23 protein-coding genes and 5 tRNA genes are annotated in these 25,090 nt (G+C 44.8%); 17 read left to right on the top strand and 11 right to left on the bottom strand.

Annotated features, from left to right (window positions below; genetic code table 11):
* Positions 1-217: 217 nt before the first annotated feature.
* Positions 218-724 carry a SixA phosphatase family protein gene (locus ACMXYU_RS02400; RefSeq protein WP_415900027.1) on the top strand — a complete coding sequence of 169 codons (507 nt, stop codon included), beginning with the start codon at positions 218-220 and terminating at the stop codon, positions 722-724.
* Between the two features lie 43 nt (positions 725-767).
* Positions 768-1,724 carry an AEC family transporter gene (locus ACMXYU_RS02395; protein WP_415893332.1) on the top strand — a complete coding sequence of 319 codons (957 nt, stop codon included), beginning with the start codon at positions 768-770 and terminating at the stop codon, positions 1,722-1,724.
* On the opposite strand, the gene ACMXYU_RS02390 is transcribed toward ACMXYU_RS02395, so the two are convergent.
* Both ACMXYU_RS02390 and ACMXYU_RS02385 read right to left on the bottom strand, forming a co-directional pair.
* On the bottom strand, positions 1,721-2,413 hold the full coding sequence (locus ACMXYU_RS02390; RefSeq protein WP_415900026.1) for a helix-turn-helix transcriptional regulator: 693 nt from the start codon (positions 2,411-2,413) through the stop codon (positions 1,721-1,723). The genes ACMXYU_RS02395 and ACMXYU_RS02390 overlap by 4 nt on opposite strands.
* Before the next feature lie 15 nt (positions 2,414-2,428).
* Positions 2,429-2,749, bottom strand: coding sequence for a hypothetical protein (locus tag ACMXYU_RS02385; protein ID WP_415890179.1), 321 nt, complete (start codon positions 2,747-2,749; stop codon positions 2,429-2,431).
* Between the two features lie 102 nt (positions 2,750-2,851).
* On the opposite strand from ACMXYU_RS02385, the gene ACMXYU_RS02380 reads away from it, so the two are divergent.
* The 3 genes from ACMXYU_RS02380 to ACMXYU_RS02370 are packed head-to-tail and all read left to right on the top strand — an operon-like array spanning position 2,852 to position 5,091.
* Positions 2,852-3,448, top strand: coding sequence for a hypothetical protein (locus ACMXYU_RS02380; protein WP_415900025.1), 597 nt, complete (start codon positions 2,852-2,854; stop codon positions 3,446-3,448).
* Positions 3,445-4,026, top strand: a complete 582-nt coding sequence (locus ACMXYU_RS02375) for a hypothetical protein (RefSeq protein WP_415900024.1) — start codon at positions 3,445-3,447, stop codon at positions 4,024-4,026. The genes ACMXYU_RS02380 and ACMXYU_RS02375 overlap by 4 nt, the downstream gene beginning before the upstream one ends.
* Positions 4,027-4,038: 12 nt before the next feature.
* Complete coding sequence (locus ACMXYU_RS02370) at positions 4,039-5,091, top strand: methyltransferase (protein WP_415900023.1); 1,053 nt, start codon at positions 4,039-4,041, stop codon at positions 5,089-5,091.
* Here ACMXYU_RS02370 and ACMXYU_RS02365 read toward each other — a convergent pair.
* From ACMXYU_RS02365 to hemA, 5 genes are read right to left on the bottom strand one after another with little or no spacing between them, the layout of a single operon-like run.
* Complete coding sequence (locus ACMXYU_RS02365; RefSeq protein ID WP_415900022.1) at positions 5,081-5,515, bottom strand: CoA-binding protein; 435 nt, start codon at positions 5,513-5,515, stop codon at positions 5,081-5,083. The genes ACMXYU_RS02370 and ACMXYU_RS02365 overlap by 11 nt on opposite strands.
* Complete coding sequence (locus ACMXYU_RS02360) at positions 5,508-6,281, bottom strand: molybdopterin-synthase adenylyltransferase MoeB (RefSeq protein ID WP_415900020.1); 774 nt, start codon at positions 6,279-6,281, stop codon at positions 5,508-5,510. The genes ACMXYU_RS02365 and ACMXYU_RS02360 overlap by 8 nt, the downstream gene beginning before the upstream one ends.
* Positions 6,282-6,291: 10 nt before the next feature.
* Complete coding sequence (gene prmC / locus ACMXYU_RS02355; RefSeq protein WP_415900019.1) at positions 6,292-7,134, bottom strand: peptide chain release factor N(5)-glutamine methyltransferase; 843 nt, start codon at positions 7,132-7,134, stop codon at positions 6,292-6,294.
* 43 nt (positions 7,135-7,177) lie between these two features.
* Positions 7,178-8,266 (bottom strand): peptide chain release factor 1, encoded by a 1,089-nt coding sequence (gene prfA / locus ACMXYU_RS02350; protein WP_415883379.1) that lies wholly within the window; start codon positions 8,264-8,266, stop codon positions 7,178-7,180.
* Positions 8,266-9,537: a glutamyl-tRNA reductase gene (hemA, locus tag ACMXYU_RS02345; RefSeq protein ID WP_415883378.1), complete on the bottom strand. Its 1,272-nt coding sequence runs from the start codon at positions 9,535-9,537 to the stop codon at positions 8,266-8,268. Before hemA ends, prfA begins: the two co-directional genes overlap by 1 nt.
* 376 nt (positions 9,538-9,913) lie before the next feature.
* On the opposite strand from hemA, the gene ACMXYU_RS02340 reads away from it, so the two are divergent.
* From ACMXYU_RS02340 to ACMXYU_RS02285, 12 genes are all read left to right on the top strand, one after another.
* The gene (locus ACMXYU_RS02340; protein WP_415900018.1) at positions 9,914-11,611 is read left to right on the top strand and encodes a tetratricopeptide repeat protein; all 1,698 of its coding nucleotides are present in this window, start codon (positions 9,914-9,916) and stop codon (positions 11,609-11,611) included.
* 9 nt (positions 11,612-11,620) lie between these two features.
* Positions 11,621-12,208 carry a lipoprotein insertase outer membrane protein LolB gene (gene lolB / locus ACMXYU_RS02335; RefSeq protein WP_415900017.1) on the top strand — a complete coding sequence of 196 codons (588 nt, stop codon included), beginning with the start codon at positions 11,621-11,623 and terminating at the stop codon, positions 12,206-12,208.
* 176 nt (positions 12,209-12,384) lie between these two features.
* Positions 12,385-12,459 (top strand) — tRNA-Gln (locus tag ACMXYU_RS02330).
* Between the two features lie 64 nt (positions 12,460-12,523).
* Positions 12,524-13,465 carry a ribose-phosphate pyrophosphokinase gene (locus tag ACMXYU_RS02325; RefSeq protein WP_415883375.1) on the top strand — a complete coding sequence of 314 codons (942 nt, stop codon included), beginning with the start codon at positions 12,524-12,526 and terminating at the stop codon, positions 13,463-13,465.
* 117 nt (positions 13,466-13,582) lie between these two features.
* Positions 13,583-14,179: a 50S ribosomal protein L25/general stress protein Ctc gene (locus ACMXYU_RS02320; protein WP_415900016.1), complete on the top strand. Its 597-nt coding sequence runs from the start codon at positions 13,583-13,585 to the stop codon at positions 14,177-14,179.
* 20 nt (positions 14,180-14,199) lie between these two features.
* Entirely contained in the window at positions 14,200-14,790 is a 591-nt protein-coding gene (gene pth, locus ACMXYU_RS02315) for an aminoacyl-tRNA hydrolase (RefSeq protein ID WP_415883373.1), read from the top strand.
* A 20-nt stretch (positions 14,791-14,810) separates the two neighbouring features.
* Positions 14,811-15,902: a redox-regulated ATPase YchF gene (gene ychF / locus ACMXYU_RS02310; RefSeq protein ID WP_415900014.1), complete on the top strand. Its 1,092-nt coding sequence runs from the start codon at positions 14,811-14,813 to the stop codon at positions 15,900-15,902.
* Positions 15,903-16,031: 129 nt separating this feature from the next.
* Positions 16,032-16,108, top strand: a tRNA-Met gene (locus ACMXYU_RS02305).
* 15 nt (positions 16,109-16,123) lie between these two features.
* A tRNA-Gln gene (locus ACMXYU_RS02300) sits at positions 16,124-16,198 on the top strand.
* A 33-nt stretch (positions 16,199-16,231) separates the two neighbouring features.
* Positions 16,232-16,308, top strand: a tRNA-Met gene (locus ACMXYU_RS02295).
* Between the two features lie 33 nt (positions 16,309-16,341).
* Positions 16,342-16,416 (top strand) — tRNA-Gln (locus tag ACMXYU_RS02290).
* Positions 16,417-16,732: 316 nt separating this feature from the next.
* The gene (locus ACMXYU_RS02285) at positions 16,733-18,877 is read left to right on the top strand and encodes an EAL domain-containing protein (RefSeq protein WP_415900013.1); all 2,145 of its coding nucleotides are present in this window, start codon (positions 16,733-16,735) and stop codon (positions 18,875-18,877) included.
* 35 nt (positions 18,878-18,912) lie between these two features.
* Here ACMXYU_RS02285 and serB read toward each other — a convergent pair whose 3' ends face one another.
* From serB to ACMXYU_RS02265, 4 genes are all read right to left on the bottom strand, one after another.
* Complete coding sequence (gene serB, locus ACMXYU_RS02280; RefSeq protein WP_415900012.1) at positions 18,913-20,130, bottom strand: phosphoserine phosphatase SerB; 1,218 nt, start codon at positions 20,128-20,130, stop codon at positions 18,913-18,915.
* Between the two features lie 71 nt (positions 20,131-20,201).
* Complete coding sequence (locus ACMXYU_RS02275; RefSeq protein ID WP_415900011.1) at positions 20,202-20,957, bottom strand: efflux RND transporter periplasmic adaptor subunit; 756 nt, start codon at positions 20,955-20,957, stop codon at positions 20,202-20,204.
* Between the two features lie 10 nt (positions 20,958-20,967).
* Positions 20,968-22,956, bottom strand: a complete 1,989-nt coding sequence (locus ACMXYU_RS02270) for a preprotein translocase subunit SecA (protein ID WP_415900010.1) — start codon at positions 22,954-22,956, stop codon at positions 20,968-20,970.
* Positions 22,949-25,090, bottom strand: coding sequence for an efflux RND transporter periplasmic adaptor subunit (locus tag ACMXYU_RS02265; protein ID WP_415900009.1), 2,142 nt, complete (start codon positions 25,088-25,090; stop codon positions 22,949-22,951). The genes ACMXYU_RS02270 and ACMXYU_RS02265 overlap by 8 nt, the downstream gene beginning before the upstream one ends.

Genomic DNA, 25,090 nt, shown 5'->3' with positions numbered 1-25,090 from the left:
CATTGCCATATTCTCGCTGTGCGGCGGACTTGTGCTAAGGCTCTATTCTTATTGCAGAGAGCGGTTCACATCATTACTCAAATCTATACTGCACTTCACCGCAGCCCCGGATTTTAGTCTTTTGGCCGCTCTCCGGATGTTTTTTCATCTAGCCTAACTCGCAATTCCAGCTATCTAAAGCAATACTCCAAAGAGCGTCTAACTGCGGGAGCGCTTTATGAAAAAGCTAACTTTAGTTCGCCACGCAAAATCTAGCTGGAAAGACCCCAGCCTAGATGACTTTGATCGCCCTCTCAACAAGCGTGGTCAGCGGGACCTTCCAAAGATGGCCAAGCGTTTAAATGAGTACGGCATCGTGCCAGACCTCATCTTAGCTAGCGACGCTAACAGAGCAATCAAGACTGCCTCCGAGATCCATCGACAGCTCAATTTAAAACCCGAACAGTTGCAAATGCATCCTGAACTATATGCATCTTGTGCCGAAACGCTGATGTACCTTTTGCAAAATCAATCAGATCATCTAAGTAGTATTATGCTAATCGGCCATAATCCAGCGTTACATCAATTAGCTGATTTGCTTACTCAAAACCACTTAGAAAAACTGCCAACGGCAGCCGTCCTTCACATGCATCTGAGCATCACCCAGTGGCATGAATTAGCAGCGGGCTGCGCCACCAGCATTTTATTCGATTACCCGAAAAAGCACGCTTCAACTACCACCTAAGCAACTATGATAAACTGTACTCTTTATTCCAGAGTGAGTGCCTGTGGATCTTTACCTTTCATCGCTCAGTTTTACTGCAAGTATTACCGCCCCAATCTTTTTTATTGGCTTTTTAGGCTATCTACTGAAACGTGTTGGGCTGATTGATGATGCCTTCATAAATACAGCATCAAAGCTCGTATTTATGATCACCCTGCCAGCCTTGGTTTTTATGTCCATCTCACGGACAGATTTTCACGCAGTCTTTAATCCGGAACAACTAGGATTTGTCTTAATTGGCACTCTAATCAGTTTCATCGCTCTTTGGTTTCTCGCTAAGCGCTGGATCAAACAACCAGAAGACTTAGGCGTATTTATACAAGGTGCGTTTCGGAGTAATTACGGCATTATTGGTTTAGCTGTGAGCTATAACCTTTTTTCTGATTCCGGTTTAGCTCAAGCATCCCTATTGCTGGCACTCGTGATTCCTCTATTTAACGTCCTTTCAATCATTGCATTAACTCTGCCAGCCAAACATCAAGGTGGCGCAAGTATTGGCAAAACCGTATTAGAGATCGTAAAAAACCCACTGATCATTGCGGTATTGCTGGCGCTTCCGTTCTCTTACTTTGGTTTTCAACTTCCCGAAATTGCACAAAAAACGGGGCGTTACTTTGCGAATTTGACACTACCTTTAGCCCTACTGGCTATAGGCGGCTCATTGAACATGAAGAGCTTACGCAGCACATCTTCTCAAGCCACTTGGGCGACCTTATCAAAGCTGCTTTTTATTCCATTGATATTAACGCTAGCCGCTTGGGCATACGGCTTTAAAGGGCAAGACTTAACCATGCTAATGGTTCTATTTGGCTGCCCAACGGCTGCAGCTAGCTTTGTGATGGCTAAAGCGATGGGAGGCAATGAGAAACTAGCAGCGAATATAATCTTGATGACGACCATAGGCTCTATTCTTAGCCTATCGGCAGGCATCTATATCATGCGCGTCACAGGTGTCATTTAAGCTTCAGTACATTCTGTACGCTTAAGGTAGGTCTGTAAGCTAATTTGATCTGTAGTTTCAAAATGACGGGACAATTGCGTGAGCGATTGGATACGATCCAATCTAAACATACGAAAATCATCGCGTAACTCACACCAAGCAACCAAGGTCCAAACAGCACCCCAGTACACTAAACCTAAAGGCCAAACTTCACGCTCGGATTGTTGTTTATCTTCTCGTTGATAACCAATTGCAATCACAAACCTATTCTTGATCGCGACTCTAATCTGATCGCTGTATTGCGTTGTCCATTGTCGATGCAATCCAGGAACAACAAACCATTCGGGGCCTTCAATATATTGGTCGTAAAGTTCAGTAGGCAAAACCGCTCTGACTTTATCTAACACTCGGGAAGCAGACTGCCCCAGATGCTGATCACTACAACCCTGCACTAAGCGCACGCCAAGCAACAGTGCTTCTAGTTCCTCTTCATCAAACATCAAAGGTGGCAGATTGAATTCTGGGCGTAGCCGATAGCCCACCCCCGCTTCACCTTCAATAGGCACACCAGAAAGCGAAAGCGCCTGTATATCTCGGTAGATAGTTCTCTCAGAGACTTCCAATACTTCTGCCAAAGCGCTGGCCGTTAAAGCTGTTCGGCGGCCGCGCAAAAGCGTGAGTAATTGAAATAAGCGTTCCGCTTTCCTCATCGGTAATTTAGCTCCCTAAGCCCCTTCGCAAATCATCGCTTCTGTTTGTACTTCCATATGACGCATATGACAACTGTCCATATCAATAAGACCACACAACGACTGGCCTTCGTCAGATTGCATAAATGCATCGCCCGCCGCTTTAGCTGTCGGCATATCCTGCCAATAAGCTAAATCATGCAGTAAGCCATTTTCATCTTCGCTCACTGAACGATACAGAAAGCCTTCCTGCTTTTTTAACCACTCATTAACCTTGTCATGAGTCGATGCAAAGTCAGCTTTATTCACGCCTGATTTCAGATTGTAAGTTACCATTTCCACGACGGTTGTTGTCATTGTTATTCTCCTTAATCCAATTCTTAAATATGACAACAGGGATGCTAAACTAGGCCTACTGACAGCGTAGTGTCAGTAGAGTTTTATTAAGTGAGGATAAAGATGTTTAAGTTATTCAAAAGCGATCGATTGGCAAAAGCTTTTAAGGCGATCGATGCCGATGATCTGACCAAACTACAAAAACATCTGCAAAAACTCGAACCTGAAGAAATCAATCAGCCAGTCTCCGATGATACTGCGCCTTTAGCTGAAGTCTGTATTCTTAAAGAAGCCCCTAAAGCGTTAAAGCTGGTGTTAAACTTCGGCGCTAATCCAGACCAAACAAGTCACACAAATGCAGCTCTAACACTTGCAGAGCTGTCACTTAGACAAGAAAAAAGTCTGTCCTTACTAACAGCGCTTTATACTGCTGGTGCCAAAACCGATCCAACACCATTGATGCAACAATGCTTTGACCACTGTTCCGAACAAGAACTCATGCTGCATCTATCCGTCTTGCTCCAATATAGCGGACAGCTTGATGACGAACTTGTTCATAAAGCCTTAGCTAGCGATCAGTTACCGCTTATTCACTTTATTATAAATTCTGGCGCATCTTGTCCAGACGATATAAACCAGCATAATTACTCAGAAGAGACGCTAAACTATGCACAAAAATGCTGGGACGATCAGAGAATTAGAGCGATGTTTCTCTCATGACAGATTCAAAGAGATGCTATGTAATAGCTGTCGCTGGTGCACCTGGTAGCGGTAAGACCTCTTTAACCCTAGCCCTAGCTAAACTGCTAGATGCAGACACACTCTTTTACGATGATTATCAACAAGCCACAAATCAATCCATGGCAGAAATCCTTCAATGGATGAAACAAGGTAGCGACTACAACAAGTTAAATATTCCCGGCTTTGCTGAAGCGATTGCCACCCAGATCCAAACCACTCATAAACGGTTCTTGTTGATTGAAACCCCATTAGGCCGACATCATCACGCCAGTGGACGATATATTGATTGCCTAGTTTGGCTAGACACTCCTCTTGATATTTCACTTGCTCGTAATATCAAAGCCTTTAGCAGCGAATTTAAAAAGGCCCCATCCGACTACGCTCAACAACTTGACTGGCTAGCTAATTACCTTGAAGGCTATATTCAAGATATCCGCGCTACACTCGTCATACAGCAAGAACGCTTAGTCAAAGATGCCGATATTAATATCGATGGCACCCTTCCACTTGGCGAAATAACTCAGCACATTTACCAAGCGATCTCACAAGAACAATAAAAAGGATAAACAATGCAACCTCTTTGCTTAGATGATTCAACAGCTGAACAACAGGACTGGAAAGCCTACCTTTGCATCGAGGCATTTATTCAAGATTTTGTCACAGCCCAAGCACTGTTAACGGCTTTACAACTAGGCCTGATCAAAATCCTATCAGACCAACCTCGTTCTGAAGATGCTTTGCAACAAAGCCACCCTAAAGTGACAGCCCTGGGTATGCTGCTCCAACAATTAAAAGCAGCCAATGTAATTGAGCAGGACGACAATCTTCAATGGCAACTGACGACGGATTTCAGCCAAACACTCCCCTTCCAAGATCTGCTACTTTCCAAATTGGAGTTTGCAAATCTATTAGCACCTGACCTTTTGGAGCACTACACACTGTTCCTTGAGGACATGCCTCGTTTTATTCAGCAAGCTAAGGTATTTGAATTGTTCGCTTACAATCGCTGTTTTGAGGTCACGCCAGAAAACATTACTGCAACCCGTCGCTGGATGCGCTTCACCACCTGCTTAACCCGCTACGAAGGCCGTGTAATTGCTAAACACGCCGATCTGAGTCATATAAAAAATCATTTGGATATCGGAGGAAACAGTGGAGAATTTGCACTGCAATTATGCAAAACCAATCCAGCACTCAATTCGACTATTATCGATCTTCCTGTGGTGTGTGAAGTAGGTAAAAGACACATTAAGAGTGAACAAGAAGCAGATCGAATCGATTTTAAAGCAGCAGACGCTCTTGTGGATAAACTACCGCAGCAACAAGATCTGGTGACGTTCAAATCTATTTTGCATGACTGGCCAATAGAAGCCTGTGCACAATTTATCCGACAAGCAGCAAGCACATTAAATGATCGGGGTGAAATACTGATATGTGAAAGAGGACCATTAGATCTAAGTGATCCAGTACCTTATGGCCTCTTGCCTATGTTGTTGTTCAATCGCTCTTTCCGTGAACCCAATGCTTATATCGAGTTATTGAAAAGTAATGGTTTTAACAACATTGAGATTGAAACCATTCAGTTAGAAACGCCATTCTTCCTAATTCGGGCTAGACGTTAAAACTTGAGGGAGTTTTAATTGATAGGTCAGGTATATCGATCTTAGGGCAGCGATTTACCACAACCTTAAGACCTGCAACTTCAGCGCGTTTCTGTGCGTCTGGGCTATAAACCCCTAACTGTAACCAAACCGCCTTAGCTCCGATTTGAATGGCTTCGTCGATAACCTCTCCAGCCTGATCGCTGCGGCGAAACACATCGACCATATCAATCTTCTTATCGATATCAGCTAAAGAGGCCACAACCTGCTCACCGTGCAGAGTTTCACCCTCAAGTGCAGGGTTGACCGGGATAACGTCATAATCGCAAGTTTTCAAGAAAGCCATCACACGAAAACTTGCGCGCTCAGGCTTGTTACTTGCACCTACTAGCGCGATAGTCCGGACACTTTCTAAAACATCGATAGATAACTGATCGTCAGTCATGACTATCACCTTCGGCATGCATGCCTTTGCAAACACTACACTCTGGGTCTTTGCGCAATTTAAGGGTGCGCCAATCCATGGTTTTGGCATCTAAAAGCAGTAAACGGCCTGCCAAGTTCTCGCCAACCGAAGCCAAAACTTTTAATGCTTCTAATGCTTGAACCGATCCGATAATACCGACGAGAGGCGATAAAACACCGGACTCAGAGCAAGTAAGCGCTTCATCACTTCCCTCTTTGTAGAGGCATTGATAGCAAGGTGATTCAGGATTAAGCGGATCGTAAACCGCCACCTGACCTTCCATACGGATAGCCGCACCGGAAACCAATGGTTTCTTGTGCATAAAGCAGGCACGGTTAATCGAAAACCGAGTACTAAAGTTATCAGTACAATCAACCACAAGGTCAACGGTTGCGACTAAACGCTGCAAAGCCTCATCGTCTAAACGCTCATACAATGCTTTAACTCGAGTATCCGGATTAAGACCGGCAATGGTATTTCGAGCCGAATCCACTTTAGGCGCTCCAATACGCTTAGTGTTATGAGCAATCTGACGCTGTAGATTGGAAAGCTCGACCTCGTCATCATCCACTAGGATAAGCTCACCTATACCTGCCGCAGCTAGGTACATAGCGACAGGACTGCCCAAACCACCTAGACCTATGATCAAAACTGTCGAATTTAACCAGATCTCCTGCCCATTGATATCGACATCAGGCAACATAATTTGGCGGCTGTAGCGTAATAGCTGCTCATCACTCAGCATTGTTTTCTCCTTAAGCGCAGGTGTTACCTGGCCATAATGCAAAGGTTACTCGCTCATTATCGCCATAATCGCGCTGAGTACCAATTTCTGTATACCCTAAACTGTCCAGCAAGGCGCGGCAAACAGGACCTTGGTCATAACCATGTTCAAACAACAGATGACCACCTGGAACAAGGTAACTTCGAGCCTGTTCACATATATGTTTGATATCTGCCATTCCATGATCTTCAGCCGTGAGCGCTGAGAGCGGCTCAAACCTCACATCACCTTGCTCTAGATGCGGGTCTTTCGGATCGATATAAGGAGGATTACTGACGATCATATCGTAATGGCCATGGTGAGGCTCAAACCAGCTTCCTTGTATGACTTCTACGTTTTCAAGCTGCAAACGGGCTCGATTACGCTCGGCCAATTGTGCCGCCTCCGGCACAAAGTCTGATGCAACCACAGTCCATTCTGGATTTTCATAAGCCAAGGCTAAAGCAATTGCACCTGTTCCCGTGCCCAAATCAGTAATGCGCGCTTGTTTTTTGGTGCATAACTGCAAAGCCTTTTCGACCACCACTTCGGTATCGGGACGAGGAATCAAGGTATGAGGGGACACTTCCAAGTCAAAATCCCAAAAACCTCGCATACCGATAATATGCGCAACAGGCTCACCTTTGAGACGCCGATCAATCATCACTGTCAATTGATCGACAATTTTTGGGTCTAACTCTTTTTCAGGCCAAGTAAACAGGTAGCTGCCCGGCTTATCGAGCAGATGACATAGCATCAACTCAACATCTAATTGAGCCGACTCACTGACACCACCGAGTTGATTACTTAGTTTTACCGCTTGCTTAATCTGCATAGAGATTTAATACATATCAAAAAGGGCCATACAGGCCCTTTGATTAACTTTCTTCGGAGAGCGCCCCAAGCTGTTCTGCTTGGTGCTCATTTAAGAGCGGCTCAACAACGTGTTGCAGCTCACCACCAATAATCTCCTGCAGCTTATATAGCGTTAGGTTGATACGGTGATCCGTTACTCGACCTTGTGGATAATTATAGGTACGGATTCGTTCAGAGCGGTCACCACTACCCACTAGACTTTTACGCGTACTTGCCATTTCGGCTGCCTGTCGTTCGTCTTCTGCAGCCTGTAAACGAGATGCTAGAAGTGACATCGCCTTAGCACGGTTCTTATGCTGCGAACGCTCTTCCTGACACTCAACTACTACACCTGTAGGAATGTGGGTCAAACGAATAGCCGAATCAGTTTTATTGACGTGCTGACCACCAGCACCTGATGCACGGAAGGTATCAACACGTAGATCAGCTTTATTGATCTCGATCTCAGCGGACTCATCCATCTCTGCCATAATTGCAACGGTACAAGCAGACGTATGAACACGGCCTTGAGACTCGGTTTCAGGAACACGTTGTACACGGTGTGCACCGGATTCGAATTTCAGCTTCGAATACACATCCGTCCCAACGATACGAGAGATAACCTCTTTATAGCCGCCATGGTCACCTTCGTTAACGCTGATAACCTCTACACGCCAACCCTGTACTTCCGCGAAACGAGAGTACATACGGAAAAGATCACCGGCGAAAATAGCTGCTTCATCTCCACCGGTTCCGGCACGTACTTCCAAGAAGACGTTGCGAGAATCATTTGGATCTTTAGGTAATAAAAGAATCTGCAGTTCAGCTTCAAGGTTTTCGATACGCTCTTTAACGGCAGGGTATTCCTCTTTTGCCATCTCTCGCATATCAGGATCACTGTCAGCCATCATCATCTCGGCTTCTTCAAGATCATCCTGCGCTTGATTAAAAGCTGCAAATGCCTGTACCACAGGCTCTAATTCGGAATATTCCTTGGAATAATCACGAAACTTATCCTGATCTGAGATAATTTCTGGATCAGACATTAGAGCAGCAAGCTCTTCGTATCGATCGCTAAGCTTTTCTAGCTTACTTAGAATAGATTCTTTCATTATTTCTCATTCTTAGCATGTTCACCTAACTGGTGAAGCTCTTGCACCAAGTCCAGTAATTCACTGCGCCCTTCAGCGCTTGCTTTACGCATTTGAATTGTAGGATGGTGCAGCATTTTATTCGTCAGGCTACGCGCTAACATGGTTAACACTTCTTCAGCTGGTTTACCATTCTCCAGCTGTTTTAACGCTCGGCCTAATTCTTGATCACGCAAACTTTCTGCCTGACCACGGAAAGCCGTTAATACATCAACCGCTTCCAGTGAACGCAACTGACGCATAAATTCATGCGCGCCAGTCTCTATAATTTCTTCTGCTTGCCTAGCAGCATCTTCACGGCTACGTTGGTTCTCTTCGATAACCTCTTTAAGGTCATCGACCGTATACAAATAAACATCATCCAGTTCCGCAACTTGCGCCTCTATGTCACGCGGAACGGCTATATCAACCATAAAGATAGGGCGGTGCTTACGTTGCTTAAGCGCGGACTCAACTGCACCTTTACCTAGAATAGGCAACTGGCTGGCAGTAGAAGCAATCACTATATCGGCCTCGGCCAGCGCATTTGGAATATCACCCAACAAGATCGCTTTACCATCAAATTCATCAGCCAATGCCAAAGCACGATTAAGGGTACGGTTAGCCACCGTGATATCTTTAACGCCAGCATTCGCTAAATGGCGCGCTACCAACTCTATGGTTTCACCTGCGCCAATCAGTAACGCTTTGCTTTCGCGCATATCCGAGAAGATATGCTGAGCAAGGCTTACTGCTGCATAAGCAACTGATACTGGGTTTTCACCAATCGCCGTATCAGTACGCACCTGCTTAGCCACAGAAAACGTCTGCTGGAATAAGCGTCCCAGCTCGGCACCTACATGGCCATTTTCTTGAGAAAGGCTATATGCCGACTTCAGTTGACCAAGTATCTGCGGCTCTCCCAATACTAAGGAGTCCAAACCGCTCGCAACACGCATCATATGACGCGCGGCATCTTCACCCCAGAAAGCATAGGAACATTGCTGCAGTTCATCAGGATCTAAATCGTGGTATTTGCCTAGCCATTCCAACAGGGCTCTCGACCCTTCTATGGCAGAAGAGCAATACAGCTCTGTACGGTTACAGGTCGATAGGATGGCAATCTCTTTCAGATCAGCAAATTCGGCAGCACCATTCATCGCTTCAGCAAGCAGCTCGGGGGCAAACGCCACGCGTTCGCGAACCTCTACCGAAGCCGTTTTGTGATTGATGCCTAATGCAAGTAACGCCATGCGATCCGCCATACCAAAAAATCTACCGTCATATAGACGGCACTACAAATCAACTGAAGCTGATCTAAATCAGCGCGCTATGATACAACGCTTTGCGACAAAGGTTAAAAGGCAGCACCACAATTTAGGCAACTTCGATCAAAAAACAGCGGATTAATTACAAATCTTTGGACAAAATCCACATAAATCGAACAAAAATAAAGAACCTTAGGTCTAACTCTTTAAATTAAGGTCAAAGTCAGCATGTATGAGTAACAATCTAAAAATCGTTAACTTATTCTCTTTAAAACCTTTGGTCGGTAGCTGACAAGCCACAGGTTATTCAACTATAGTGACCAAATCATTCAGGGATGTCGGGGCTATTACGGCTGTATACATGAATAAATCACTTATCGTTTTAACTTGTGTCTTCGCCTTATTACAAGGCTGTCAAAGCACCCCAACGAAACAGACACAAGAAGTTACCTCCGAGCCAGTTAATTACGTAGATGGCGAGTTCAACCAAGAATCTCTTTACGATTTATTACTTGCCGAGATTGCAGGGCAGCGCAGGCTCTTCCCAGTAGCCCTGGAGAACTACCTCAAACAAGCTGAGAAAAGTCAGGACTCTGGCGTTGCAGAACGCGCCACACGAATTGCTCAATACCTAAGAAACCCTGACAAAGTCATTCAGGCGTCCCAACTTTGGCGCGAAATTGCTCCGTCTAATCCAGAGCCTTATCAAATAGAAGCGAATATGCTTCTACATAAAGGCAAATACACCGAGGCACTGCCTTTGGTTGAGAAGGCCTTAGAGTTCGATCCATTACGCACCTTGGCTTTGATTCGTGGGCAAGTAGAACGTATTGATCCCCAAGTCTTATCCGGCTACATCACGATGCTAAATAAGCATCGTCAATCTGCCGATCCACGCTCTGATCTGGAGCTGACTCTAGCACTGTTGCATCGAGCCAATAACAACGAGCAGGCTTCACTCACCTCGTTTAATCGCGCCCTTAGGATTGACCCCGAGAATCCAGAAGCGTTGATACAAAAAGCTGAACTGCTGCGCTCTCAAAACAAAGTCTACGATGCACTTAAGCTTATCCGCTCTGCTTTTGAACAACAGCCAAATAACCGTCAGTTGCATATCCTTTACACACAGCTGTTATTCCAAAATAAGCAATCTAAACAAGCGGTTTCTCAGGCTAAAGAGCTGCTAAAAAACAATTTAAAAGATCATCAGTTAACCTACTACTTAGCCCTGTTGATGCTAGAGAATGAAGCCCCCCAGGACGCTAAAGCAGCCTTTTTGCGATTACTTGAACTGAAACCTGAGGACACTTCACCGCATTTTTATTTGGGCCACATTGCTCAGTCGGAAGAGATGCGTGATCAAGCGATTGAACATTACAGCTCTGTAAAAAATGGCTCTAACGTTCTGCAATCCCTATCTCGAGTAAGCTCGCTTCTTAAAGATGTGGAAGACAAACCTCGTCTACAGCAGATTTTATCTGATGCCAGAGCCAGCATGCCCAACCAAGCAGCTTCAATTTATACATTAGAGGCAGAATGGCTAAACCTCCATAATTTGAAAGAGGAAGCCTTAACTGTATTAGAAGATGCGCTAGTACTGTTTGTTGATAACACCGCACTGCTATACACCCGTGCAATGATGGTGGAATCAACCGATTTCCCGCAGGCAGAAAAAGATCTACGCAGAGTATTAGAATTAGAGCCTGGCAACGCTACAGTGCAGAATGCTTTAGGCTACACCCTGCTTCTACATACTGAGCGTTATGAAGAAGCCTACAAGCTAATCCAAGCAGCGCTAACCACAGAGCCAGAAGACCCTGCTATTTTGGATTCAATGGGTTGGGCTTTATTTAAATTGGGTAGAAATCATGAAGCCGTGACTTATTTAGAAAAGGCTCATGCTTTATATTCCGACCCTGAAGTCTCTAGCCACCTAATTCAGGTGTATTGGGCAATAGATCAAAAAGAGAAAGCTCGTTCACTGCTACAAAGAAGCCAAAAAGATAATCCGGGCGACCCCTTCTTAGAAGAAGCAGCACAGCTAATTAACGCAGAGTAATAAAAGTAGATGTTAAAAAAGTACCTTGGAGCGTTGCTGTGCCTATTCTTAGCCGGTTGTAGCTTACAAAAAACTCAGCTACCAGCACCTAGCGATATTTCTTGGGAAACTCGGCAAAGTCTGCTTAAAGACATCTCTGATTGGGAAGCTAGCGGCAAGATAGGCATCCGTACACCTGAGGACAGCCAATCAGCCAGTTTAAAATGGCTACAAGAAGGTTCTGATTATCAGATAGATATCCGCGGGCCTTGGGGGCAAGGTGGCGCATCTATTGCGGGCAACCCACAAGAAGTTACCGTTGATATTGCCGGCGAAGGAACCTTTACCGGTACAAATCCGGAACAAATCCTCCATCAACAGTGGGGCTGGGCACTGCCTGTCAGTGATATTTTTTGGTGGATCAGGGGGCTACCTTCGCCTCACTCGCAATACGACCAAACAATCGTCGATGAAAGACTTGCACGATTAACCCAACAAGATTGGAAAATTGAGTATCTTCGCTATAACCAACAAACACCTGCCCTACCTACTAAAATGCGTCTGCAGTACCGTGATTTGAAAGTCACCATTGTGATTAAAACGTGGATAAAACTATAGTCAGCGGGAATCACCCCAACATTAATTTCATTCTCGCGTAGCCATCACAGAAAGCCCGCAATTACGCTCTGAATACTAGTAGCCCCTCCCCCTGCTTTAGTTTGACTTTTAACCACGAGTCTTGGATAATCTGCGCCTCTTTCAACGGGAGGCCGGTCCTCCAAGAGGAATAATGTTGGGGTATCGCCAAGCGGTAAGGCACTGGATTCTGATTCCAGTATGCGGAGGTTCGAATCCTCCTACCCCAGCCAAATGCCTATGAACGGTTCCCGATCTACAGATTCCGAACAAATTACAATCGAAAAGGTGCACGCCGTGTCCAAGATGATGGTCTTCACCGGCAACGCTAACCCTGATCTGGCGAGAAAAGTAGTTGATCGCCTAGATATTCCTATGGGTAAAGCGAATGTTGGTCGTTTTAGTGATGGCGAAGTAAGCGTTGAGATTCAGGAAAACGTACGTGGTAAAGACGTATTTATTATCCAGTCTACTTGCGCGCCAACTAACGACAACTTGATGGAGCTGATTGTACTAGCCGACGCTCTTCGTCGCGCTTCTGCTTCACGTATCACAGCTGTTGTACCTTACTTCGGCTATGCACGTCAGGATCGACGTCCACGTTCTGCTCGTGTACCTATCACTGCAAAAGTAGTTGCAGATATGATGGATGCTATCGGCATCGACCGCGTACTGACAGTTGACCTACACGCTGACCAGATTCAGGGCTTCTTCTCTGTACCTGTAGATAACGTTTACGGTTCACCTGTTCTACTCGACGACATCGTTGATCAGGAATACGACAACATCTTAGTTGTTTCTCCAGACGTTGGTGGTGTAGTTCGTGCCCGCGCAGTTGCTAAGCAACTTGATTGCGACCTAGCAATCATCGACAAGCGTCGTGAGCGTGCTAACGAATCTCAAGTTATGAATATCATTGGTGATGTTGAAGGCCGTACTTGCGTATTGGTTGATGACATGTGTGATACTGCCGGTACGCTTTGTAAAGCAGCTAAAGCACTTAAAGATAACGGTGCAGCACGCGTTGTAGCTTACGCGACTCACGCCGTACTTTCTGGCCCTGCAGTAAGCAACATCACTAATTCTGATCTAGATGAATTTGTTGTTACAGATACGATTCCACTGTCTGAATCCGCATCTAAGTGCGACAAAATTCGTCAGCTAACACTTGCTCCGCTTCTAGCTGAAGCTGTGCGCCGTGTTTGCAATGAAGAATCCATCAGCGCGATGTTCCGTTAAGGACAACTCGCTGGTAAAGCAACTTACTCAATAACGAGTAAGTTTTTCCACCCTCGGGTGATTGCTGCAAAGCCTGGTCGCAAGGTTTTGCAGCTTATTTATTTAAAGGTATTAAAAATGTCTAACTTTGTAGTTAATGCAGTAGCACGTGCTGACGAAGGGAAAGGTGCGAGCCGCCGCCTACGTCGCGAAGGTCTAGTTCCTGGTATCGTTTTCGGTGGTGACAAGCGTAAGAAGCCTGCTTCTATCTCTGTTCCTAACAACGAACTAGTTAAAATGATCGAAGATCAGACTTTCTTCTCTTCTATCCTTACTCTGTCTTTGGACGGTAAAGAAGAGCAAGTAATCATCAAAGATCTACAGCGTCACCCAGCTAAGCCTGTAGTACTGCACGCTGACTTCCAGCGCATTACTAAATCCAACAAGATCAAGATCACTGTTCCTGTTGAATTTGCTAACTTCGAGAAGTCTCCAGCATCTAAAGCAGCTTGCAAGTTCGCAGCAGAGAAAAACACTGTTGAGATTCTTTGCCTACCAGCAAACTTGCCAGAAACTCTAGTTGTTGACCTTTCTGCTTGTGCTTCAGACCAGGTTCTTCACCTATCTGACATCACTCTTCCAGAAGGTGTTGAAATCGTTTCTCTACGTCGCGGTGAAGATCACGACCAGGGTATCGGTTACGTTTACGCTCCTCGTGGCGCGAAAGCTAGCTAATTTAGCTAAATAGCACTGGCATGAAAGACAAGATCCAGCTTATTGTCGGACTCGGCAACCCGGGTGATAAATACGCACAAACTCGTCACAATGCTGGTGCTGAGTTTGTCGAGCAGCTTGCTGCTCGACATCTCGCTCCCCTAAAGCCCGAAAAGAAGTACCACGGGCTCTACTCTAAAGCTCAGATTGGAAACCAAGTTATTCATCTTTTGGTTCCTACCACATTTATGAATCTGAGCGGCCAGGCTGTTGCAGCACTGGCAAGCTTCTACAAGATACCACCCGAAGCGATCTTAGTCGCTCATGATGAGCTCGATATTCCACCAGGTATTGCGAAATTCAAGCAAGGTGGCGGTCATGGTGGTCATAATGGTTTGCGCGACATCATCAGCAAACTAGGTAACAACAAAAATTTCTACCGTTTACGTCTTGGCATTGGCCACCCAGGCCACAGCAGCCAAGTAAGCGGTTTTGTTCTGAAAAAAGCTCCAGCTAAAGAACGTGATGCCACAATGGCAGCTATCGATGAAGCTGAACGTTATTTGGAGCTTGCTATTGCCGGTGACTGGAACAAAGCGATGAACCAGTTACACAGTTTTTCAGCTAGCTAGATTACTCACAGGATTCAATCATGGGTTTTAAATGCGGTATTGTAGGCCTACCTAACGTAGGTAAATCGACTCTTTTCAATGCGCTAACAAAAAACGGCATTGCGGCAGAGAACTTTCCATTCTGCACCATTGAGCCGAATGCAGGCACAGTATCTATGCCTGACCCGCGTTTAGACAAACTTACAGCGATTGTTAATCCAGAACGCACAATTCCAACAGCGATGGAGTTCGTAGATATTGCTGGTCTTGTTGCAGGCGCTTCTAAAGGTGAAGGCCTTGGTAATAAATTCTTGGCAAACATCCGCGAAACAGACGCAATTGCGCATGTAGTTCGTTGCTTCGAAGATGAAAACGTAATCCACGTTGCCAACAAGATTGATCCGCTATCTGATATCGAAACAATCAACCTTGAGCTAGCACTTGCTGATTTAGAATCCTGTGAAAAACAGCTTCAGCGTATCCAAAAGCTTGCAAAAGGTGGCGATAAAGAAGCCGTAGCTCAAAAAGCAATGCTAGAGAGAGTTATCCCTCATCTAGAAGAAGGCAAACCAGTTCGTGGTTTAGGTCTTGATGAAGATGAGATGAAAATCGTTAAAGGCTTCCACCTTCTTACCGTGAAACCAACCATGTACATTGCCAACGTTGATGAAGATGGTTTTGAAGACAACGCTCACCTAGATACAGTGAAAGAGCTAGCCGCATCGGAAAATGCCGGTGTAGTAGTGGTATGCAACAAGCTAGAAGCTGAGATCTCTGAACTAGATGATGAAGAGCGTGATGAATTCCTAGCTGATTTAGGTATGGAAGAGCCTGGCTTAGACCGCGTTATCCGCGCAGGTTACGAATTACTTGGCCTACAAACATACTTTACTGCTGGCGTGCAGGAAGTGCGTGCTTGGACAGTTAAAGTCGGCGCAACAGCCCCTCAAGCAGCCGGTGTTATCCACACTGACTTTGAGAAAGGCTTCATCCGTGCTGAAGTTGTAAGCTACGATGATTTTGTTGAGCATAATGGTGAAAACGGCGCTAAAGACGCTGGCCGTTGGAGACTTGAAGGTAAAGATTACATCGTTCAAGACGGCGATGTAGTACATTTCCGCTTCAACGTTTAAGCAGACAACTGTACAAAAAAAAACCGGCTTTTATAGCCGGTTTTTTTTATTCAAAAATTCCTGAAATTTCATGCAGTAATCTATTGACACCCCCGCCCGAAAGTAGAATAATGCGCGCCTCTGAGACGTGGCAATATAGCTCAGTTGGTTAGAGCATCGCATTCATAATGCGAGGGTCGCAGGTTCGAGTCCCGCTATTGCCACCATGTTTCAGTCTATGCTGGGGTATCGCCAAGCGGTAAGGCAACGGGTTTTGATCTCGTCATGCGGAGGTTCGAATCCTCCTACCCCAGCCACTATTGAGCTTAACTCTCCGAGTTAATCTGAGTGGCAATATAGCTCAGTTGGTTAGAGCATCGCATTCATAATGCGAGGGTCGCAGGTTCGAGTCCCGCTATTGCCACCATGCTCTAAAAAGAAAGTGTGCTCAAATCTTAGTTGGGGTATCGCCAAGCGGTAAGGCAACGGGTTTTGATCTCGTCATGCGGAGGTTCGAATCCTCCTACCCCAGCCACTTTCTTATTTCTCCATAGTACAAACAATCCCCTTTTGGGTATTGATCGAGCTATCCTTACGACATCCTTTTCAGAGCATTATCCATACCTTTTGGATTTCCTTGATTAAAGCTGAGCATTCATTTTAGCTAAGCTCAAAATTAGTCTCGCCTTCATTCTGATCACTTTTATCTTCTATAATTAACATTCAACAGTAACGAACGTTGCTTGGATATCAAGCAACACCTCATTAATGCAATTTTTTAAGTTATATATTCAATTGAATTCATATATTCTCTGTCTATAAGGATTTAGCTAGCAGGAGACAGGTCAGGCATGTCTGAAGTTATTGATATTGACGGAAACGCCCTTTTAGAAAAATACGGTACTGGGCAGCAGACTCGTAAACAACGCCTGAGAAAAAATATTCAGCTTTTATTCCTTGGCCTAAGCACCGAAGAAACTGCTCCTCTAATCACGCTTCTAAGAACATCACGTATTTCACCTCGCGGTAGGCAGGTCAGCACTGAGCAAGAGTTCTTAGAAGCTCTTGGTGAGCGCTCATGGGATCTTATTCTTTGCACTATAGACAGAGGTGAATTCACTTCAAAGCTTGCTGTCAGCCATTTAAAGCGCTTAGACAAAGATATCCCTGTTATCCAGATAATTCCAAGTTCAGACAGTCAACTATTACTACAAGGCCTTAAAAACCATATTCAAGCCGTTGTTCCTCTAGATGAGAAAGAACTTGTCTTAATTAACATTCGTCGAGAGCTTGACCAGCTCGATTATCGTAGACGATTACGAAGAGTTGAAGCTGCTTTAGCCGAAGCAGAAAAACGCTCACAACAGTTAATGGACAGCTCACGTAATCCAATTGCATGCTGTGACCATCACAAAATCATCTATTGCAATGATAGCTTCCTTGAGCATTTTGGATTGGATTCTAAGAATAAAGTCATTAACAAACCTTTAACTGATTTCTTTACACTTGATGATCGGACCGAAATAACCGAACAACTTAATTCGCTTGAAGAAACGACCAGCGGCGATCTTATTCTTCAGTTCACAGCTCAACGTACTGATCATTCAGAATTCATCGCCAATATGGAATTTTCTCGCTCAGACTATAACGGCTCCATAATTACACGTGCTCTATTTCATGTAGACGAAAGCAGCAACCAACACCTTCTCAGTGAAGACTTAGATTTTGTTTCCGGTTTATTCAACAAAGAATACCTATATAGACAGCTAGAACAAATTACCCAAAAAGCTCTTCGCGGAGGCAATGATCGCTGTCTCATCTATATAGAACTAGACCAGCTAGATCAGATCAAGAATAAGTTTGGTCATGAAGGTAGTGACCAACTTATTCGAGATATATCTACCTTACTAAGTAAAACTGTCAATAAAGCTCATATTCTAACGCACCCTGCAGAAAACGCTTTCAGTATCATCTTTAATGACTCAAATATAAAAACAGCTGAGAAATTTGCTAATCAACTTCGCAAAAAGGTAGCTAATGTTCATTCCCATATAACTGGGATTGATGTTCAATCGACCTGTTCTATTGGCTTAGTAGCAATTACCGATAGCACTCCTCCTCCGATAGAACTGATCAATCGTGCTAAGGCGGCTATTTTCACATTACGTGAAGTCACTCCACAAGGTAACGGAGTAACAGTTTATATCCCTGAAGCCGCACTATCAGAACAGGCAGAAGAGGAATTTGATCAATTACGAAAAGCTGTGGACAACAATCAATTTAAGCTTCTTTTCCAACCAATCGTTAATCTAACGGCAGAAGATAAAATCCATCATCATTATGAAGCCTTGCTTCGTCTAGTAAATGACAATAAAGATGAACTATCTCCTAATGATTTTATGAGCGCTGTAAGCAATTCCGAAACTGCTATCAAAGTCGATCGCTGGGTGATTGAGCAAAGCATTCAGCAGCTAAAGACTACATTAGACCAAGAGCATAAGAATGTTATTTTCATCAATTTATCCGCTCACACTTTAGGTGATCAAGAGCTCTTAACTTGGCTAGCAGCTAAACTCCGGAAAAATAACATTCCTGCAGAAAGGCTTGTATTCCAAATAAGTGAATCTGACATATCCATAATAGCCCCTAAACAAGCGCAAAACTTCATAGATAAGCTTACAAGTATGCACAGCCGTATCTGTATAAAACACTTTGGCAGCGTTCCAAATTCCCAACACGTTTTATCGATGATCCACTCAGATTTTATCAAAATGGATGGTTCATACATCCAAGATTTAGGATCCGACTCTGTGCAAGATGAAGAGTTTTGCAGTGTAGTACAACAACTCAGAAGCTTGGATAAAATATCCATTGCCCCCCTAGTAGAAAACACAAAGACGATGGCCAATCTCTGGAAAGCAGGTATCGACTATGTACAAGGCTACTATCTGCAACCTCCTAGAGAAAAGATGGATTACGACTTCTTTGCCGAATAATAAAAAAGCCGCTAAACAGCGGCTTTTTTATTTTGCTATTTCACTGTATCTCGATCTCTAAAACCTATCAGATACAAAATTCCGTCAAGACCCAAGGTAGAAATAGCCTGTTTCGCACTTTCACGAACCAATGGTTTAGCGCGGAATGCGATGCCTAATCCAGCAATCGAAAGCATAGGTAGGTCATTAGCGCCATCACCAACGGCAATCGTCTGTTCTAAGCTCACACCTTCTTTTTCAGCAATCTCGCGTAACAGTTCTGCTTTACGCTCACCATTAACCACTGTGCCTTTAACTTCACCTGTCACTTTGCCATCAGCATCGATATCAAGTTCGTTGGCATAGACATAGTCAAAGCCAAGTTTCTTTTGCAGATGAGAAGCAAAATAGTTAAAACCGCCCGATAAGATAGCCGTTTTAAAACCAAGCGCTTTCAAGTTAGACACTAACTCTTCCGCACCTTCAGTCATCGGTAGGCGTTCAGCAATTTGATCCAGCACTGAAACATCTAAGCCTTTTAGTAGAGCCATTCTACGCTTAAAGCTTTCGTTAAAGTCGATCTCACCACGCATAGCCGCTTCAGTGATCTCTGATACCTGATCACCCACACCTGCTTCTTTAGCAAGCTCATCAATCACTTCCGCTTCAATCAGCGTAGAGTCCATATCAAATACTACTAAACGGCGATTACGGCGATAGATGTTATCTTCTTGGAAAGCGATATCTACATCGAGATCACTAGCAGCATTGAGGAATTCAGCCTTTAGTTTCTCAGCATCAGCAGGCGCACCACGCACAGAAAACTCCACGCATGCTTTGGTCTGGTCAGAGGTTTCATCCAAACTTATACGGCCTGAGAGACGGTTGATATTATCGATGTTAAGCCCATGGTTCGCTGCGATTTCGGTCACGCGCGCGATATGTTTAGAGCTCAATTTACGAGACAGTAGCGTAATGATATGACGAGATTTACCTTGCCCTTCAACCCACTGTTCATAGTTCTCTTCTTCCACAGGCTGGAAGCGGATATTCATGTTCAACTCGTGCGCTTTAAAAAGAATATCTCTTAGCAATGGTGAAGACTCGGCCGATTTAGGCACTTCAATCAAGATACCTAAAGACAAGGTATCGTGGATCACCGCCTGACCAATATCCAAAATATTGATCTCGAATTCCGCCAAAATATTTGTGATCGCTGAAGTCACTCCCGGCTTATCTTCACCGGAAATATTGAGCAAAATAATCTCTTTCATCGAAAGGGTTCCAAAGGAATCTTTAATTGCTGGCGATTATAACAAAGCCAGATTACAGGGCCTATTCATTATCACTCAGAAGCAGACTGGGCTGGGCTAAACTCAACTCTACATTTCAAACCGGCAGGCAGTAATTGATCTTTATTCGGGATTTCCACACTGATAGCAAACGTACTACTTGCAGCATCAATAAGAGGATCCACTCGATTCACTTTACCTTCATAAGCCTGTTCTGGGCGCCCTTCAGCATACAAAGTGATAGGCATGTCTTTCTTGATCTGACCATAATATTGCGAACGCATAATCACTTCTGCGTGAAGAGGATCAAGCGAGACAATTTTTAAGAATGGCTGATCATCAACAAGTTCACCTGGTTCGAGTAACCGTTCAACCACAACGCCATTGATTGGGCTTTTCGTTTGGCGTAGAGATAAACGTACATAAGATTCGCTAGCTGTAAGCTCGGCCAAACGCTGCTCTGTAAGCATCTCATCTCGTTCATGATCAGACAGCAGGCCTTTTTTATACAAGACCTCATTACGTTTAACTTTACGCTTAGCAAAATCTACGCGTGCTCGGGCTGTCGCTAAAGCAGCTCGCTCTAGACGAGAGTTAAGTTTCATGACGACTTGGTCTTTTTTAACTTTATCGCCACGACCTAAACTCAATTCGCTAATAACACCTGATACTTCACTACTCAGCTCAATCTCTTTACTCGGCTCTAACAGACAGCTCAATTGGCCATCGCTTAATTGATTATGTTCAACCGCACTGACCAACGGCGAAACACCGAGAAGTAGAACCAATAGTGGAGAAATGTATTTCATATCAAACAACCTAAACTTTGCTGCTAGTAAAAGACAATATTTCGCGCTGACGTTCGTCTTGCTTTAACAAATCGGCACGCATACGCGCATGATCTGCCTCGAGTTGCTTTTGGGCCCTGCGCATTAATTTCAACAGCAGCCAGTTTTTAAACCCTTTTGGAAGCGGCCATTTAAAGGCGCGCTTTAAATAATTAGAGAACTGCTCAGACAATATCGAGTCATCCAAAGACAAGATAACTTCAAAGCTCCCCTGATCGCCCTGACGCGCACAGCGACCTTCTAACTGCCGGTCGATTCGTGACGCTTCATGTAACTCGGTTAAAATCACATGTAGCCCACCCGCTGACTCGACTTCATCATTTAGCTTTATATCGGTACCGCGCCCAGCCATATTGGTCGCAATAGTAACACAACCTGGTTCACCCGCATTCGCAACTATTTCGGCTTCTAACTGATCTTGTTTAGCATTTAATAACTGATGCTGCACATCCATCGCTTGCAGATTTTGGCTTAGTAATTCCGAAGCAGCGACGGAGTGCGTTCCAACCAGTGAGGGGCGCTGTGCTTTATGCAGAACTTTGATCTGTTCGGCAACCTTGTGCCACTTATCACTCTCGTCTATGTAGACATTTGCCCCGAGTTTCTTTCTACGGCTTGGTTTATTGGTTGGGATAAACACCACAGGCAAGCCATAAACTTGCCATAACTCTGAGGCCACCTCTTTTGCAGTACCAGTCATACCACCGAGATGATGATAAAAACGGAAGAAGTTCTGAAAACTGATGCGTGCTAGCGTCTCCCGAGGGTTACTGAGTTCACAGTCCTCTTTAATTTCGATCAGTTGGTGCAACCCTCGTTCCCAACTTCGATCTTCCATTACTCGGCCAGTATGCTCATCAACAATAAGAATTTTGCCTTCTTTAACGAGATAATGTTTATCACGAATAAACAGATGCAGTGCCGTGAGTGCCTGAAAAACTAATTCAAGGCAACGTACTCGCCCTACCCAAAAAGGCCCCAGTCCATCGGTTAACTGCAGTACATGCATTTCGCCTTCATCTGTAAAAGCAACACGTCGCTCTCTGAGGTTGACCTCGTAATGCTTATCTAGCGCTAGTTCAGAAGCGATTGCCATCGCTTGCTGATAGACCTCTTGCTGCTCCTCTTGCTCAATCTCAGGGCCTGAAATAATCAGCGGCGTTCTAGCTTCATCTAATAAAACACTGTCTGCCTCATCGACAATAGCGAAATGGAGCCCACGAAGCATTAAGCCATCGAGCATCTGTTGATTACCCTTTAAACGCTCGGCATGCAAATTCAGCTTATGCTGCTTGCCCTCTAGAACGATGCAGTCTTTTAGATAATCGAACACCAACTCTTTGTTGGTACAGTAAACGACATCTTTAGCATAGATATCACGCCTCTCCATGGGAGAAAGACCATGGACAATAACACCAACATCAAGACCCAATCGGGTATAAACTGGCGTCATTTCCTCAGCATCACGAGCAGTAAGATAATCGTTTACAGTCACTACATGGACAGGCACTCCAGCAAAAGCCGCTGTAGCTGCAGAAAGTGTGGCGGTTAGGGTCTTACCCTCCCCCGTTTGCATCTCTGCAATATTGCCGTGAAACATCGCCAAGCCACCCAGTAACTGGCTATCAAAATGTTTCATCCCCAGGGTTCTACCCGCAACCTCACGCACCAAAGCAAAGCTTTTAACCATTAGTGCAGACGTTATGCCCTGTTTAAACAAAGCCTGCCTAATCTCAGTGATATGATTATCTAATTGCTCATCGGATAGGACTTCAAGCTTTCGAGCTTCTTTATGGATGGACGGCAAAAAACGCTTATAAGCCTTAAGGGACGCTCGGAACGGACGATTTAGATAAGCAGATAGGCTATGTGACCAGCGCTCCATCCGATCCTGCTTGTGGATAAAAAGCTGAGGACGCTCTAAAACGGTTTGCGGCAGTCGCTGAGGCCGTTTATACATCAAACTGCCTCAAGAACACACGCCTTACCGCACGATACCAACGATAGATCAGAGGCTCAGGATCATGCTCTATCAGTACATAGACGCGCTCATCATAACGATTCTTTGGCGCATCAATAACAGATAAGTCGATTCGAAAATGGCTACGGAAACTCTTCAAACCATCTTCACTTTTCGGGTCAGGTGCAATTCGTCCACCACCATCAGTACTTAACACCTTACTCGGCAGTTGCTGAGTTGTAGCAGGCAGTGCTCGAACAATTTCACCTTTATAGGTTTCATTTGGATTAGAGGCGAATCGTAGCTCAACTGAACGGTTCTGGGTGCGCACCTGATCTATCTCATCCTCAGAAACCATCGCGACTAAGGACAACTGATTATAATCTACGACGTATCCAATCAATTCACCACGGTGGACATAGCGTCCCAGAATTCGATGAGCATCAGGGACAACAAATTCGCCGGAAGCAGAGCTATAGAGATTCACACCTTTAAGCCGTTCTAGCGCCCTTTGATATTCACGCTGAATAAAACGCAATTCTTCTCGTAAAATTTCACTGGCCGCGCGATCTCTTAGGCTCGCTTCGAGTCTAATTTCAGCTTCAGCTATCTGGGCTTTAAGCACGTTTACTTTGGCTTCGAGATCAGGTGCTGAGAGCTTAAGTAACAACTTCCCTTCGACCACAGGCTTGCCTGAAGGCACCTCTAAAGATTCGACAAAGCCTGAAACTTGCGAGCGCACATAAGCATCCTGCGGTACCCATAAAACACCTTCGGTCTGAGTTTTATATGGCACAGGTAAAAAGCCTATCAACGCCACCACCGTAGCGATAATCAGCGCAGAAATGGTAAGCACTCGTCCCTTCTTACTTCTTAGTTCAGGATCCGTTGCAGGTTTAGTAATTGTCTTAAGTACTGGCATAAGGAGGGTTGCCCAAATTGACCAAAACGCGAGAAGACTACCAATCACAAAGTATTGCGTTGCGACAAACAAGGCAATCGCAACCATAACAAACAATCGGTAAATATATGCGGCAGAAGCATAGCAAGCTAGCCAAGCCCCTTCACTGGTTGAGTTAGCAGGCGCAGTGAGTTTCTTGACGCCATATAGGTACTTTTTAGTTAGATAAGCTACCTGACTATTACCTCTAGACGCTAAATTAGGTATTTCCAAAAAATCAGCAAGCACGTAGTAAGCATCAAATCGAAGCAGTGGATTACCGTTAAAGAGCAAAGTAGAAAATCCGCCGATCAGCATGGTATTAAACGCGACCGCTCGAACGATACCCGGTTCGGCCAAAACCCATACCATCATCGCGATTGCAGCAACCATCAACTCGACCATAATACCGATCGCGCCCACCAGCATACGCTGATATTTATTCCTAAATGCCGTCGCCGCACTGGCATCTACATAAGGTACGGGAAACAGCACCAGTAGCATCACCCCTACTTCATGTACTTCGCCCCCCCAACGCTTCACAGCGTAGGCGTGGCCAAGTTCATGAATTACTTTTACAAAGGGATATACCAAGGCAATCAGCAAAAGGTTTTCGACGGCTAAGACTCGGTCACTAATATTCTCGGTTAGCGCCCCCCAATGGACAATCGAGAGCGTTAATCCAAACAACACGATCGCAGCCCAAAGAAATAAACCAAACCAGGAATAAAATGGCCGAACTAACCACATGGTCGAGGACAAGAACCCCTCTGGGTCCATCATGGGAATACGGACACTCAATGGGGATTTTAGTTGCTGAATAATTTTCTTCTGCGCTTGTTCTCGTCTTCGAACTTGTAGCTCTTCAATATCTGGCAGAATATCTGATTGGATAACATTCGCGCGATTTAGCTGCGCCACCAACTGAATGACTTCATCCTGAGTAGGCATGCCATCGCCTAAGCGTTTACACGCCACATCCCAGATCTGTTGCAGTGTTCTACGGCCATCCATCAAACCGATGATTTGGTAAGCCTCAGGAGAGAACCGTTGGAATTGACCCGTCACATGGTCTTGAAGCACATACCACGTTTTACCTCGGTACTGATGCCGATGAATATCCGCATGCTTTCGCATACGGATCTTAAGTTCGGCTACGCGGTACCATGAGGCACTAAACAGAGAAACGGACAC

This window comes from Neptuniibacter sp. QD48_11 (assembly GCF_047778095.1).
Taxonomy (GTDB): Bacteria; Pseudomonadota; Gammaproteobacteria; order Pseudomonadales; family Balneatricaceae; genus Neptuniibacter.
The sequence above is the reverse complement of the archived record's forward strand: the minus strand, read 5'-3'. Positions and strand labels throughout refer to the sequence as shown.

What these genes read in the sequence shown, in the direction of transcription:
- ACMXYU_RS02400 (WP_415900027.1), top strand. Translation starts at nt 218, where the DNA reads ATGAAAAAGCTAACTTTAGTTCGCCACGCAAAATCTAGCTGGAAAGAC.
- ACMXYU_RS02390 (WP_415900026.1), bottom strand. Translation starts at nt 2,413, where the DNA reads ATGAGGAAAGCGGAACGCTTATTTCAATTACTCACGCTTTTGCGCGGC.
- ACMXYU_RS02385 (WP_415890179.1), bottom strand. Translation starts at nt 2,749, where the DNA reads ATGACAACAACCGTCGTGGAAATGGTAACTTACAATCTGAAATCAGGC.
- ACMXYU_RS02380 (WP_415900025.1), top strand. Translation starts at nt 2,852, where the DNA reads ATGTTTAAGTTATTCAAAAGCGATCGATTGGCAAAAGCTTTTAAGGCG.
- ACMXYU_RS02375 (WP_415900024.1), top strand. Translation starts at nt 3,445, where the DNA reads ATGACAGATTCAAAGAGATGCTATGTAATAGCTGTCGCTGGTGCACCT.
- ACMXYU_RS02370 (WP_415900023.1), top strand. Translation starts at nt 4,039, where the DNA reads ATGCAACCTCTTTGCTTAGATGATTCAACAGCTGAACAACAGGACTGG.
- ACMXYU_RS02365 (WP_415900022.1), bottom strand. Translation starts at nt 5,515, where the DNA reads ATGACTGACGATCAGTTATCTATCGATGTTTTAGAAAGTGTCCGGACT.
- ACMXYU_RS02360 (WP_415900020.1), bottom strand. Translation starts at nt 6,281, where the DNA reads ATGCTGAGTGATGAGCAGCTATTACGCTACAGCCGCCAAATTATGTTG.
- prmC (WP_415900019.1), bottom strand. Translation starts at nt 7,134, where the DNA reads ATGCAGATTAAGCAAGCGGTAAAACTAAGTAATCAACTCGGTGGTGTC.
- prfA (WP_415883379.1), bottom strand. Translation starts at nt 8,266, where the DNA reads ATGAAAGAATCTATTCTAAGTAAGCTAGAAAAGCTTAGCGATCGATAC.
- hemA (WP_415883378.1), bottom strand. Translation starts at nt 9,537, where the DNA reads ATGGCGTTACTTGCATTAGGCATCAATCACAAAACGGCTTCGGTAGAG.
- ACMXYU_RS02340 (WP_415900018.1), top strand. Translation starts at nt 9,914, where the DNA reads ATGAATAAATCACTTATCGTTTTAACTTGTGTCTTCGCCTTATTACAA.
- lolB (WP_415900017.1), top strand. Translation starts at nt 11,621, where the DNA reads ATGTTAAAAAAGTACCTTGGAGCGTTGCTGTGCCTATTCTTAGCCGGT.
- ACMXYU_RS02320 (WP_415900016.1), top strand. Translation starts at nt 13,583, where the DNA reads ATGTCTAACTTTGTAGTTAATGCAGTAGCACGTGCTGACGAAGGGAAA.
- pth (WP_415883373.1), top strand. Translation starts at nt 14,200, where the DNA reads ATGAAAGACAAGATCCAGCTTATTGTCGGACTCGGCAACCCGGGTGAT.
- ychF (WP_415900014.1), top strand. Translation starts at nt 14,811, where the DNA reads ATGGGTTTTAAATGCGGTATTGTAGGCCTACCTAACGTAGGTAAATCG.
- ACMXYU_RS02285 (WP_415900013.1), top strand. Translation starts at nt 16,733, where the DNA reads ATGTCTGAAGTTATTGATATTGACGGAAACGCCCTTTTAGAAAAATAC.
- serB (WP_415900012.1), bottom strand. Translation starts at nt 20,130, where the DNA reads ATGAAAGAGATTATTTTGCTCAATATTTCCGGTGAAGATAAGCCGGGA.
- ACMXYU_RS02275 (WP_415900011.1), bottom strand. Translation starts at nt 20,957, where the DNA reads ATGAAATACATTTCTCCACTATTGGTTCTACTTCTCGGTGTTTCGCCG.
- ACMXYU_RS02270 (WP_415900010.1), bottom strand. Translation starts at nt 22,956, where the DNA reads ATGTATAAACGGCCTCAGCGACTGCCGCAAACCGTTTTAGAGCGTCCT.